Below are 12,879 nucleotides of genomic sequence, written 5' to 3'. Positions count from 1 at the left end.
CCCCGGCACCGCGCCCGCGATCGAGGAGTTGCCCCCATGGCCCGCACCACGTCACTGTCCGGTTTCCCCGAATGGCTCCCGGAGGAACGGATCGTGGAGCAGCACGTCATGGACTGCCTGCGCCGCACGTTCGAGCTGCACGGCTTCTCCTCCATCGAGACGCGCGCCGTGGAGACCGTGGAGCAACTGTTGCGCAAGGGGGAGATCGACAAGGAGGTCTACGGCGTCTCACGCCTGCAGCAGGACGAGAACGAGACGAGCCCCGAGGGTGCGCTCGCGCTGCACTTCGACCTCACCGTGCCCTTCGCCCGCTACGTGGTGGAGAACGGCGGGCACCTCACGTTCCCGTTCCGCCGCTACCAGATCCAGAAGGTGTGGCGCGGCGAGCGTCCCCAGGAGGGTCGCGCGCGCGAGTTCACCCAGGCGGACATCGACGTGGTGGGGGACGGCACGCTGCCCTTCCGCTACGATGTGGAGCTCGCGCTCGTCATCGTGGACGCGCTGTCCCAGCTGCCCATCCCGCCGTTCGTGCTGCGCGTCAACAACCGCAAGCTCGCGGAGGGCTTCTACCGCGCCGTGGGCCTCGAGGACGCCCCGGCGGTGCTGCGCGAGATCGACAAGCTGGAGAAGATCGGCGCGGACGCGGTGTCCCGCAACCTGCAGGAGCACGTGGGTGCCACCCCCGAGCAGGCGCGGGCGGCCCTGACGCTGGCCGCCATCCGCGCCGAGGACACGTCCTTCGTGGAGCGGGTGCGCGAGCTCGGCCACAGCAACGAGCTGCTGGAGGAGGGCCTCGCGGAGCTCGCGGAGGTCGTGGGGGAGGCCGCTCGCCGGGCTCCCGGAAGGGTCGTGGCGGACCTCTCCATCGCCCGCGGCCTGGACTACTACACGGGCACGGTCTACGAGACGGTGCTGGTGGGCCACGAGCAGCTCGGCTCGGTGTGCTCCGGCGGGCGCTACGAGTCCCTGGCGAGCAACGGGAAGAAGACCTACCCGGGCGTGGGGCTCTCCATCGGCGTCACCCGGCTGGTCACCCGCATCCTGTCCCAGTCCATGGCCACCGCCTCCCGTGCCGTGCCCTCCGCGGTGCTCGTGGCCCTGAACGACGACGCCTCGTGGCCCGCCGCGCAGGATGTCGCCACCGCGCTGCGTGCCCGGGGCATTGCCACCGAGGTGGCCGCGAGCGCCCAGAAGTTCGGCAAGCAGATCCGCTACGCCGAGCGCCGCGGCATCCCCTTCGTGTGGTTCTCCCCCGTGGGCGAGGACGGCACCGTGGGCCACGAGGTCAAGGACATCCGCTCGGGCGAGCAGGTTCCCGCGGATCCCGCCTCGTGGCAGCCGCCCGCCGAGGACCTGCACCCCACGGTGGTCCGTTCCGAGGGGCTCGGGGACTGATCTCCGTGGCCTGCGGGCCACGGGTGCGCTTGTAGACTCGCGGGAGACGTGGCGCCGGGTGAGCGCCGTCGCCCGACCGGCACCGTCGCGAGCGGCGGGCCGGGGGCAGGGCGCGCCCGCGCGTGGCACCCTGCGCGAGCCCGGTGCCGACAGACACGACCGGGGTGCTGCTCCCCGGGAAGCAGACGAACGAAAAGGTGAGTGCACTTGTTGCGAACGCATGACCTCGGCGCGCTGAGCGCCGAGAACATTGGACAGACCGTCACGCTGGCGGGCTGGGTGGGACGCCGCCGCGACCACGGCGGTGTGGCGTTCGTGGACCTGCGGGACGCGTCCGGCGTGGCGCAGATCGTGGTGCGGGACGAGGAGCAGTTCCACCAGCTGCGCAACGAGTACGTCCTGCAGGTCACCGGCACCGTGGAGCGGCGCCCGGAGGGCAACGAGAACCCGAACCTGCCCTCGGGCGAGGTGGAGGTCATGGTGGACGAGCTCACCGTGCTCAACACCGCGGCCCCCCTTCCGTTCCAGATCGACGAGCACGTGGAGGTGGGCGAGGAAGCCCGCCTGAAGTACCGCTACCTGGACCTGCGCCGCCCCGAACCCGCCCGCATCATGCGGCTGCGCTCGGAGGTCAACCGTGTGGCCCGCACCCTGCTGCACGAGCAGGGCTTCACCGAGGTGGAGACCCCCACCCTCACCCGTTCCACGCCCGAGGGTGCCCGCGACTTCCTGGTGCCCGCGCGCCTGGCCCCCGGGTCCTGGTACGCGCTGCCGCAGTCCCCGCAGCTGTTCAAGCAGCTGCTGCAGGTGGGCGGGATCGAGAAGTACTTCCAGATCGCCCGCTGCTACCGGGACGAGGACTTCCGCGCCGACCGCCAGCCCGAGTTCACCCAGCTGGATGTCGAGGCCTCCTTCGTGGAGGAGGACGACGTCATCGCCCTGGGCGAGCAGATCGTGAAGGCGCTGTGGGCGCTGATCGGCGTGGACATCACCACCCCCATCCCGCGCATGACCTACGCGCAGGCCATGGCGGACTACGGCTCCGACAAGCCGGACCTGCGCTTCGACCTCAAGCTCACCGAGCTGACCGAGTACTTCAAGGACACCCCGTTCCGCGTGTTCCAGGCCCCGTACGTGGGTGCCGTGGTCATGCCCGGCGGTGCCTCGCAGCCCCGCCGCCAGCTGGACGCGTGGCAGGAGTGGGCCAAGCAGCGCGGTGCCAAGGGTCTCGCCTACGTCCTGTTCAAGGAGGACGGGGAGATCGCCGGGCCCGTGGCCAAGAACATCTCCGAGCAGGAGAAGGCCGGCCTGGCCGAGGCCGTGGGCGCCCAGCCCGGGGACTGCGTGTTCTTCGCCGCCGGTGGCGTGAAGACCTCCCGCGCGCTGCTCGGCGCGGCCCGTGTGGAGATCGGCCACCGCGTGGGGCTGATCGACGAGAACGACTGGGCGTTCGTGTGGGTCGTGGACGCGCCCCTCTTCGAGCCCGCCGCGGACGCCGTGGAGTCCGGTGACGTGGCCGTGGGCTCCGGCGCCTGGACCGCGGTGCACCACGCGTTCACCTCGCCCAAGCCCGAGTTCATGGACACGTTCGACACGGACCCCGGCTCGGCGCTCGCGTACGCCTACGACATCGTGTGCAACGGCAACGAGATCGGCGGCGGGTCCATCCGCATCCACCGCCGGGACGTGCAGGACCGCGTGTTCCGCGTGATGGGACTGAGCGAGGAGGACGCCCGCGAGAAGTTCGGCTTCCTGCTGGACGCCTTCCAGTTCGGCGCGCCCCCGCACGGCGGCATCGCGTTCGGCTGGGACCGCGTGGTCGCGCTGCTCGCGGGCACCGAGTCCATCCGCGACGTCATCGCGTTCCCCAAGACCGGAAACGGCTACGACCCCCTGACCGCCGCACCGGCGCCCATCACGGCGCAGCAGCGCAAGGAGGCGGGCGTTGACGCCAGGCCCGAGAAGAAGACCGGGGACAAGGCCGCAGCCACGGGCGAGGACGGGACGTCACGCTGACCCCCGCTCAGCAACGTGGTCGCACCGGCCAGGGCCTCGTGGCCCTGGCCGGTGTCGTTGTCACCGCATTCACACTGCGGCTGGCCGTCTCGGGTGTCTCACCCGTTCTGGGGCGCATCACCGACGAGCTCCACCTCACCCCCGGGGAGGCCGGTGTCCTCGCGATGATGCCCTCCCTGGGCTTCGCCCTCACGGGCATCCTCACCACGCTGGCGATGCGCCGGGTGGGACTGGAGGCCCTGCTGATCGTCTCGTGCGCCCTGGCGGCCGTGGGCACCCTTGCGCGGGCACTGAGCCCGGACGACCTCACGTTCGTGGTGCTCACGTTCGTGACGATGTGCGGACTGGGCATGGGCAACGTGGTGCTGCCGCCCGTGATCAAGAAGTACTTTCCGCACCGGATCGCCGCGCTCTCCGCGGTGTACTCCATGCTGCTGGGCTTCTCCACGGCCACCGCCCCGCTGTTCGCGATCCCGCTCGCGGACGCCGCGGGCTGGCGCGTGTCCGTGGGGTCGTGGGGCGTGTTCTCCGTGGTGGCGCTGCTGCCGTGGCTCGTGCTGTGGATCGCCGCGCGGAGGGGAACACGGTCCCCGGCGGAGCAGACCCCGGACCTCACGGTGCTCCCGGACGCCGTGGTGGTCCCCGCCGCCACCGCACGGGTCAAGCCGTGGCACTCGAAGATCGGCTGGGGCGTGGTGCTGATGTTCACCGGAACGTCCGCCAACACGTTCTCCATGTTCCTGTGGCTGCCGCGCTTCCTGCAGGACACCGGCTTCTCGGAGCACACCGCCGGGCTGATGCTGTCCTACTACGCCATCATGGCGGTGCCCGTGAGCTTCGCGGTCCCGTTCCTGGTCCGGCGCTTCGGCAGCACCGTGGTGCTGGGACTGAGCACCGTGGTGCTCTACGCCCTGGGCTACCTGGCGATCCTGCTGTGGCCCCACGCGCAGCTGGGGGACTTCCCCCTGGTGTGGGCGTGGATCACGGTGTTCGCGCTCGCCCAGGCCTCGTTCCCGCTGTCGATCACGCTGATCAACGCCCGCACCCGCACCACGGCGGGCGCGGGGTCGCTCTCCGGCTTCGGCCAGGGTCTCGGCTACCTCGCGGGGTCGCTGGGGCCGCTCGCGTTCGGCCTGCTGTTCGGCGCCACCGGCTCGTGGTGGCCCTCCTTCGGCTACCTGTGGGCCATGCTCGCGGTCCTGAGCGCGGGCATCGTGCTGACCGGCAGGCACCGTTTCATGGAGGACGACGCCGCCCGCTGACCCGCCGCGGTCCGGGAACGGCCCGTGCGGCGTCGTCGGACAGGGCCCGCCCGCGACGCACGGTGTGGTGGACTGGGAGGCATGAGAATCGTGCTGCAAGTCGTGTCCCGGGCGTCCGTGTCGGTGGAGGGAGAAACCGTCGGTGAGATTGCCGGGCCGGGCCTGCTCGCCCTCGTGGGAGTCACCCACGGTGACACCGCGGAGACGGCCGTGAAGCTCGCGGGCAAGGTCGCGGGCCTGCGCATCCTCCCCGGTGAGACCTCGTGCGCGGACGCACCTGCTCCCGTGCTCGTGGTCAGCCAGTTCACGCTGTACGGGGACGTGCGCAAGGGGCGCCGGCCCTCGTGGTCCCGCGCGGCACCGGGGGAGACGAGCGAACCGGTCGTCGAGGCGTTCGTGGCCGCCCTGCGGGAACATGGCCTGGCCGTGGAGACCGGACGGTTCGGTGCGCACATGGAGGTCTCCCTGGTCAACGACGGCCCGGTCACCCTGGTCGTGGACAGCGACGAGCTGGAGCGGCCACGGCGCGGTTGAGCCGGCGGGTCAGGGCGCGTCGCGGCCGGTTCTGCCTGTCCGGGGCGGGCGCTACCCTCGGGGCGTGAGCAACTCCCTGTTCGACCTCCCCGACCCGCTGCACGGCGAGGACGGCGCCCGCCCCGAGACCGCGGCGGGCTCGTCCCACCGGGCGCGCTCCCGGGCTCCGCTCGCGGTGCGCATGCGCCCCCGTTCCCTGGACGAGGTGGTGGGCCAGAAGCACCTGCTGCGCACCGGGTCCCCGTTGCGCGCGCTGGTGGGCGGACGCACGGGGCCGGCGGCACCGTCGTCGGTCATCCTGTGGGGACCGCCGGGCACGGGGAAGACGACCATTGCGCAGGTGATTGCGCGCGGGCAGGACACCTCCTTCGTGGAGCTCTCCGCGGTGACCGCCGGCGTGAAGGACGTGCGGCGCGTCATGGACGAGGCACTGACCGCCCGCGACCTGCACGGGCGCACCACCGTGCTGTTCCTGGACGAGATCCACCGCTTCACCAAGGCGCAGCAGGACGCCCTGCTGCCGGGCGTGGAGAACGGCTGGGTGACCCTCGTGGCGGCCACCACCGAGAACCCCTCGTTCTCCGTGGTCTCCCCGCTGCTGTCCCGCTCGCTCATGCTCACGCTGCAGCCGCTCACGCGCGAGGACATCGGCGGGCTGCTGGACCGCGCCGTCGTCGATCCCCGCGGCCTGGACGGCGCCGTGGCCCTGAGCCCGGAGGCGAGGGACCACCTGCTGGACGTCGCCGCCGGGGACGCCCGCAAGGCCCTCACCTCCCTGGAGGCGGCGGCGGGCGTCACGCTCTCCCACGGGGACCACTCCTCTGCCTCCGGTGTCGCGCGCGACCACGAGGACGGGGCCGACGGGGAGGCACGGACCGCGGATCCCGCCACCGTGACCCTGGAGCACGCCGAGGAGGCCGTGAACCGGGCCGCGGTGCGCTACGACAAGCAGGGGGACCAGCACTACGACGTGGTGAGCGCCTTCATCAAGTCCATCCGCGGCTCGGACGTGGACGCCGCGATGCACTACCTCGCCCGCATGATCGAGGCGGGGGAGGACCCGCGGTTCATCGCCCGCAGGCTCGTCATCTCCGCGTCCGAGGACATCGGCATGGCGGATCCCACGGCGCTGCAGACCGCGGTCGCTGCGGCCCAGGCCGTGCAGCTGATCGGGATGCCCGAGGGGCGCATCCCGCTCGCGCAGGCTGTGGCCCACCTGGCCACCGCGCCCAAGTCCAACGCGTCCTACCTGGCCGTCGATGCCGCGATCACGGACGTCCGCGCCGGCCGTGCCGGTGCCGTGCCCCCGCACCTGCGGGACGCCCACTACCCCGGTGCGGGACAGCTGGGCCACGGCAGGGGCTACGTCTACGCCCACGACGCCCCGAACGCCGTGGCCGCCCAGCAGTACCCGCCGGACGAGCTCGTGGGCCGCGACTACTACACCCCCACGCCGTACGGGCACGAGAAGCAGGTCTCCCGCAGGCTGGAGATCCTGCGGGACATGGTCCGGGGCCCGGGCCGGGGGAGCGCCCGCTGAGAGTGAGGTGCGCCACCCGGTAGGGTGCCCGGGAGCACGTCATGGCCCACCCCCAGGTTGGTTCTCCCGTTCCCGCCCGAGGACTATCGTGTGATCCACCCGAAAAAATCATCGGCTACCCATCGGTAGACAGGAGCGGCAACCGTGCCTCTGACTTCTCTGAACGCCCAGCAGCGCAGCAACGACCTCCAGGCCATGGCGGACCACCCCGTGGACGTCCTGGTGATCGGAGGTGGCATCACGGGCGCCGGGATCGCGCTGGATGCCGCCACCCGCGGTCTCTCGACCGCCATCATCGACGCCCAGGACTGGGCCCAGGGCACCTCCTCGCGCTCGTCCAAGCTGGTCCACGGCGGTCTGCGCTACCTCATGCAGCTGAACTTCGCGCTCGTCGCCGAGGCGCTCAAGGAGCGCGACCTCCTCATGCACCGGCTGGCCCCGCACCTGGTGAAGCCCATCCAGTTCATGTACCCCCTGACCCACAAGGGCTGGGAGCGTCCCTTCGTGGCCACCGGGATCGGCATGTACGACACCCTGGCGCACGTGGGCGCCAAGGCGGAGACCCTGCCCATCCAGCGCCACCTCAGCGCGGAGGGCGTCCGCAAGACCTTCCCCGCCATGCGCGACGACGCCGCCGTGGGCGCCATCGCCTACTGGGACGGGCGCGTGGACGACGCCCGGCTCACCCTGGACCTCGTGCGCACCGCGCAGCGCTACGGCGCGCTCGCCGCCAACCGGGCCGCGGCGCGCAACCTGATCCGCGACGAGACCGGCCGCGTGGTCGGCGCGCACGTGGAGGACCTCACCACGGGGCAGACCCGCGAGGTGCGCGCCAAGATGGTGATCGCCGCCGCAGGCGTGTGGACCGAGCCCGTCCAGGACCTCGCGGAGTCCGAGACCGGCCTGAAGGTGCTCGCCTCCAAGGGCATCCACGTGGTGGTCCCCAAGGAGCGTCTGGACGGCTCCACCGGCATCATCCTGCAGACCGAGAAGTCCGTGCTGTTCATCATCCCCTGGGACAACTACTGGGTCATCGGCACCACCGACACCCCGTACGAGCGGGACCTCGCCACCCCCACGGCCACGCGCGAGGACGCCCAGTACGTGCTGGACCACGCGAACAAGATCCTGCGCGACCCGCTGACCATGGACGACGTCATCGGGACGTGGGCCGGTCTGCGCCCGCTCGTGCAGCCGGGCACCAAGGGCGAGACCACCCCGTCCACCAAGATCTCCCGCGAGCACTCCGTGGTGGAGGCAGCACCCGGACTGTTCACGATCGCAGGCGGCAAGCTCACCACCTACCGCGTGATGGGCAAGGACGCCGTGGACGCCGCCCTGGGCAAGAAGGCCGCGAAGCAGAACCCCTCGATCACCGAGCACGTGGCCCTGCTGGGCGCCCAGGGCTGGTCCGGTCTGATGAACCAGTCCGAGCACCTGGCCGCGCGCACGGGTCTGGAGCGTGTGGTCGTCGAGCGCCTGCTCAACCGCTACGGGGACGAAACCCTCGAGATGCTCGACACCGTGGCCGACCAGCCCGAGCTGGGAGAGCCCGTGCCGGGTGCCGAGCAGTACCTGAAGATCGAGATCCAGCGCGCCGCCACCCACGAGGGCGCCCTGGACCTCGAGGACGTGATGTGCCGACGCACCCACCTGAACTACGAGCAGCGTGACGGCGGGACCGCCGCGGCCCCGGAGATCGCCCGCATCATGGGTGACGTTCTCGGCTGGGACGAGGCCGAGCGCGCCCGCCAGGTGGAGCTGTACGAGACCATGCGCCGCGCCGAGCAGGCGGCCCTGGCGGAGAACGACGAGGACACCGCCCAGAAGCTGCGCGAGGGCGCGGGCAACCCGTACCCGAGGCAGGGCTGACGCACGAGATCCCGGGTCCGGAACCCCTCCGGACCCCCAACACCCAATGGAGGGTGCAGTGAATGAAGTGACCGAGGTGGCCCTGCCCACCGTGTTCATGTCCGAGGCGTTCGGCACGGCGGTGCTGGTGCTGCTGGGCTGCGGCGTGGTGGCCAACGTGGTGCTCCCGCGCACCAAGGGCAACGGCGCGGACTGGGTTCTCATCAGCTTCGGCTGGGGCTTCGCCGTCTTCGCCGGCGTGTACGTGGCGCACGCCTCGGGCGCGCACCTGAACCCGGCCGTGACGGTGGGCATGCTCGCCGCGGACAAGGGCGAGTACGCACCTGGCGTGGCCATCACCGCGGCGAGCACCGTGGTCTACCTCGTGGCACAGTTCGTGGGCGGCATGGTGGGTGCGCTCGTGTGCTGGCTGGCCTACAAGAAGCACTTCGACGAGGCCGGCCGCGAGGGCGTGCCCACCATCGACGTGTTCTCCACCGGACCCGAGATCCGCAGCTACGGCTGGAACTTCGTCACCGAGGTGATCGCCACCTTCGTGCTCGTCTACGTGATCCTGGTGTTCGGCCAGACCCCGAGCGAGCTGGGGCCCCTGGCCGTGGCCGTGCTCGTGGTGGCCATCGGCATGAGCCTGGGCGGGCCCACGGGCTACGCCATCAACCCCGCTCGTGACCTCAGCCCCCGCATCGTCCACGCGCTGCTGCCCATCCGCGGCAAGCTCACCAGCAACTGGTCCTACGCCTGGGTCCCGGTCCTCGGCCCCCTCGTGGGCGGCGCGCTGGCCGGTGTGGCCGCCGCCGTGATCGGCTGACCCGGGCCTCGCCACCTCAACAGCACTCTCGACGAAGGAGTCACCCATGTCCGAACCCCAGTACGTGATGGCCATCGACCAGGGCACCACGAGCACGCGCGCCATCGTCTTCGACCACGCCGGCACCATCGTGAGCGTGGGCCAGTACGAGCACGAGCAGATCTTCCCGCGCGCGGGATGGGTCGAGCACGACGCCCAGGAGATCTGGCGCAACACCCGCCGCTGCGTGGCGGATGCGCTCGCCGAGCGCGAGCTCACCCGCGAGGACCTCGCGGCGGTGGGCATCACCAACCAGCGCGAGACCACCGTGGTGTGGGACAAGAACACGGGCGAGCCGGTCTACAACGCCATCGTGTGGCAGGACACCCGCACCCAGGACATCGTGGACGAGTTCGCGAAGGACGGCGGCGAGGAGCGCTTCCGCGAGCTCACCGGACTGCCCCTGGCCAGCTACTTCGCCGGCCCCAAGGTGAAGTGGATCCTGGACAACGTGGAGGGCGCGCGTGAGCGCGCCGAGGCCGGGGACCTGCTGTTCGGCACCACCGACAGCTGGCTCGTGTGGAACCTCACGGGCGGAGCGAACGAGGGTGTGCACGTCACGGACGTGACCAACGCGTCCCGCACGCTGCTCATGAACATCGACACCCTGGACTGGAACGAGGACCTCTGCCGGACCATGGGCATCCCCATGTCCATGCTCCCCGAGATCCGCTGCAGCTCCGAGGTGTACGGCAAGGGCCGTGCGCGCGGGTTCCTCAAGCAGGTCCCGATCGCGGGCATCCTGGGCGACCAGCAGGCCGCGATGTTCGGCCAGACGTGCTTCGAGCCCGGCATGGGCAAGAACACCTACGGCACGGGCAGCTTCCTGCTCATGAACGTGGGGGAGACCCCGGTGCGCTCGGACCACGGGCTGATCACCACGGTCTGCTACCAGATCGAGGGCGAGAAGCCGGTCTACGCGCTGGAGGGCTCCATCGCCGTCACGGGCTCGCTCGTGCAGTGGATCCGGGACAACCTGGGACTGATCCAGGACGCCAGGGAGATCGAACCCCTTGCCCGCGCAGTGGAGGACAACGGCGGGGCGTACTTCGTGCCCGCCTTCTCCGGCCTGTTCGCCCCGCACTGGCGTCCCGACGCCCGCGGCGCCCTGGTGGGTCTCACGCGCTACGTGCGCAAGGAGCACATTGCCCGTGCGGTTCTGGAGGCCACCGCCTACCAGTCCCGCGAGGTCGTGGAGGCCATGAACAGGGACTCCCAGCAGGACCTGGTGGAGCTGCGCGTGGACGGCGGGATGACCGCCAACGAGCTGCTCATGCAGTTCCAGGCGGACCAGCTGGACGTGCCCGTGATCCGGCCGAAGATCACCGAGACCACTGCCCTGGGCGCCGCGTACGCCGCGGGACTCGCCGTGGGGTTCTGGGCGGACCTGGACGAGATCACGAGCAACTGGGCCGAGGACAAGCGCTGGGACCCGCAGGGTGAGCGCGAGCAGCAGGACAAGCTGTTCCGCAACTGGGCCAAGGCCGTGACCAAGTCCCTGGACTGGGTGGACGAGGACGTCGACTGAATCGGCTATAGTGGACGGTTGGCTGGCACGTCGTGCCCCCTCATGTGCCGTGTCCGTGGCACCCTCACGGACCGGGACCGGGAGCACGACGCTAGGCATGTCGGATTGCGGCTGATCCGCACCTCTCCCGTGGGAACAGATTTCGCCACGCTGGAGGCCAGTACCACCCAGAACGGAACGCGGGCCCTGCCCGTACGCCGTCGAACCGCAGGAAAGGCAAGCTTTGTCCCAGAACAACAGCTCCCGTGCGCGCCGTCAGGTGCGCAAGTCCCGTGCCCTCGGCATCGCGCTGACGCCGAAGGCCGAGAAGTACTTCGAGCGTCGTCCGTACGCTCCCGGTGAGCACGGCCGTGCCCGCCGGAAGCAGGACTCCGACTACAAGGTGCGTCTGACCGAGAAGCAGCGGCTCCGCGCTCAGTACAACATCCGCGAGAAGCAGATGCACCGCGCCTACGTCGAGGCCAAGCGCGTGGAGGGCCAGACCGGTGAGAACCTCATCGCCCTGCTCGAGACCCGCCTGGACGCCCTCGTGCTGCGCGCGGGCTTCGTCCGCACGATGGCCGCTGCCCGCCAGGCCGTGGTGCACCGCCACATCATGGTGGACGGCCAGCGCGTGGACCGCCCCTCGTTCCGCGTGCGCCCGGGTCAGATGATCCACGTGCACCCGCGTTCCGAGAAGATGGTCCCGTTCCAGGTCGCCGCGACCGGTGCGCACCAGGATGTCCTGCCGGACACCCCGCCGTACCTCGACGTGACGATCGACCGCCTGCAGGCCACGCTCACGCGCAAGCCGGAGCGCTCCGAGGTCCCCGTGACCTGCGAGGAGCAGCTCGTGGTGGAGTACTACGCACGCATGGCCTGACCATTCGTGTTGCGTGCCGCCCCCGCCGGGGTGGCAACCGGACAGCCCGCGGTGCACACCGCGGGCTGTCCGCGTTCCCGGACCGGGCCGGAGTGCCGGTGGGTCCGGGTTGTTGGGTAGAGTTGCGGATCGGTCGGTGTTGCCGCACCGATGTCAATGGCACTGCATGGACGGAGAAGTGGTCACCCATGGACGGTGGAGAGATCGCGGGGCTGCTCGCGGTGTTCGTGTTCGCGGTCCTGGTGGGCCTGCTCGCGCTGCCGATCGTGAAGCTCGGGCGCGTGTTCGACGAGCTGCGACTGACCATCCGTTCCATCAACGACGGCACCACGCCCCTGATCGACGAGGTCACCCGCACGGTGAGCACCACCAACACGCAGCTGGAGAAGGTGGACGGCATCACGTCCAACGTCTCGGACGCCTCCGCCAACGTCTCCGCGCTGTCCTCGCTCGTGGCCTCCACGGTGGGCCAGCCGCTGATCAAGGTGGCGTCCTTCTCCCACGGTCTGCGCCGGGCCTTCTCCCCCCAGCCGGGGGCCGCTCCCGGCAACCGGGCGGCTGCCGCGGACGCGGGCGCCCCCGGGGCCGCGAGCACCGGACACGCGCACACCGGCGCCGCAGGCACCACCACGGACCCGAGGAGCTGAGCATGGGAGTCTGGTCGAAGCTGGCACTGCTGGCAGCGGGCGCGCTCGTCGGGGGCGCGGCCACGCGGGTGGCCTCGGACCCGGCCGCCCGCGACGCCATCGGGTGCCATCTGCAGCCCGGCACCACCGTGGCCACCACGTCCGGCGGTGACGTCGCACGCCGCCCCGCCTCGCGCGCCGTCGAGCTGCTGCACGGGACCGCCCGGCGTCTGGGTGCGTTCACGGCGCGCGTGCGGGCCGGCATGGACGAGCGCGAGGCGCAGCTGCGTGAGCAGTTCGGGGTCCGCTCGCCCGTGGACCACACCGCCAACCACCCGGCCGACCCCCCTCGCGCCGCCCCAGGCCCCGTCGCGCACGACGACGCCGTGCCCGCCGC

At 71.0% G+C, this 12,879-nt stretch carries 11 protein-coding genes; all 11 read left to right on the top strand.

Annotation, left to right across the window (positions count from 1 at the left end; genetic code table 11):
• Positions 1–36: 36 nt before the first annotated feature.
• On the top strand, positions 37–1,395 hold the full coding sequence (gene hisS / locus CWC38_RS08525; protein ID WP_121846340.1) for a histidine--tRNA ligase: 1,359 nt from the start codon (positions 37–39) through the stop codon (positions 1,393–1,395).
• 207 nt (positions 1,396–1,602) lie between these two features.
• Positions 1,603–3,411, top strand: coding sequence for an aspartate--tRNA ligase (gene aspS, locus CWC38_RS08520; RefSeq protein ID WP_121846343.1), 1,809 nt, complete (start codon positions 1,603–1,605; stop codon positions 3,409–3,411).
• A 38-nt stretch (positions 3,412–3,449) separates the two neighbouring features.
• A complete protein-coding gene (locus tag CWC38_RS08515) occupies positions 3,450–4,673 on the top strand; it encodes an MFS transporter (RefSeq protein WP_121846339.1) in 1,224 nt (407 codons plus the stop codon).
• An 81-nt stretch (positions 4,674–4,754) separates the two neighbouring features.
• Positions 4,755–5,207, top strand: coding sequence for a D-aminoacyl-tRNA deacylase (gene dtd / locus CWC38_RS08510; protein ID WP_121846338.1), 453 nt, complete (start codon positions 4,755–4,757; stop codon positions 5,205–5,207).
• A gap of 64 nt (positions 5,208–5,271) precedes the next feature.
• Positions 5,272–6,747, top strand: coding sequence for a replication-associated recombination protein A (locus CWC38_RS08505; protein WP_439108836.1), 1,476 nt, complete (start codon positions 5,272–5,274; stop codon positions 6,745–6,747).
• A gap of 144 nt (positions 6,748–6,891) precedes the next feature.
• Positions 6,892–8,619 carry a glycerol-3-phosphate dehydrogenase/oxidase gene (locus CWC38_RS08500; protein WP_121846337.1) on the top strand — a complete coding sequence of 576 codons (1,728 nt, stop codon included), beginning with the start codon at positions 6,892–6,894 and terminating at the stop codon, positions 8,617–8,619.
• A 58-nt stretch (positions 8,620–8,677) separates the two neighbouring features.
• Positions 8,678–9,427 (top strand): MIP/aquaporin family protein, encoded by a 750-nt coding sequence (locus CWC38_RS08495; protein WP_121846336.1) that lies wholly within the window; start codon positions 8,678–8,680, stop codon positions 9,425–9,427.
• Between the two features lie 46 nt (positions 9,428–9,473).
• Complete coding sequence (gene glpK / locus CWC38_RS08490; RefSeq protein ID WP_121846335.1) at positions 9,474–10,994, top strand: glycerol kinase GlpK; 1,521 nt, start codon at positions 9,474–9,476, stop codon at positions 10,992–10,994.
• Positions 10,995–11,217: 223 nt separating this feature from the next.
• Complete coding sequence (gene rpsD, locus CWC38_RS08485) at positions 11,218–11,856, top strand: 30S ribosomal protein S4 (protein WP_121846334.1); 639 nt, start codon at positions 11,218–11,220, stop codon at positions 11,854–11,856.
• A 188-nt stretch (positions 11,857–12,044) separates the two neighbouring features.
• Positions 12,045–12,503, top strand: coding sequence for a DUF948 domain-containing protein (locus CWC38_RS08480; protein WP_240625175.1), 459 nt, complete (start codon positions 12,045–12,047; stop codon positions 12,501–12,503).
• 2 nt (positions 12,504–12,505) lie between these two features.
• A partial coding sequence (locus CWC38_RS08475) for a hypothetical protein (protein ID WP_121846341.1) occupies positions 12,506–12,879 on the top strand: 374 nt, incomplete at its 3' end.

Source organism: Kocuria tytonicola (assembly GCF_003687455.1).
Taxonomy (GTDB): domain Bacteria; phylum Actinomycetota; class Actinomycetes; order Actinomycetales; family Micrococcaceae; genus Kocuria; species Kocuria tytonicola.
The sequence above is the reverse complement of the archived record's forward strand: the minus strand, read 5'-3'. Positions and strand labels throughout refer to the sequence as shown.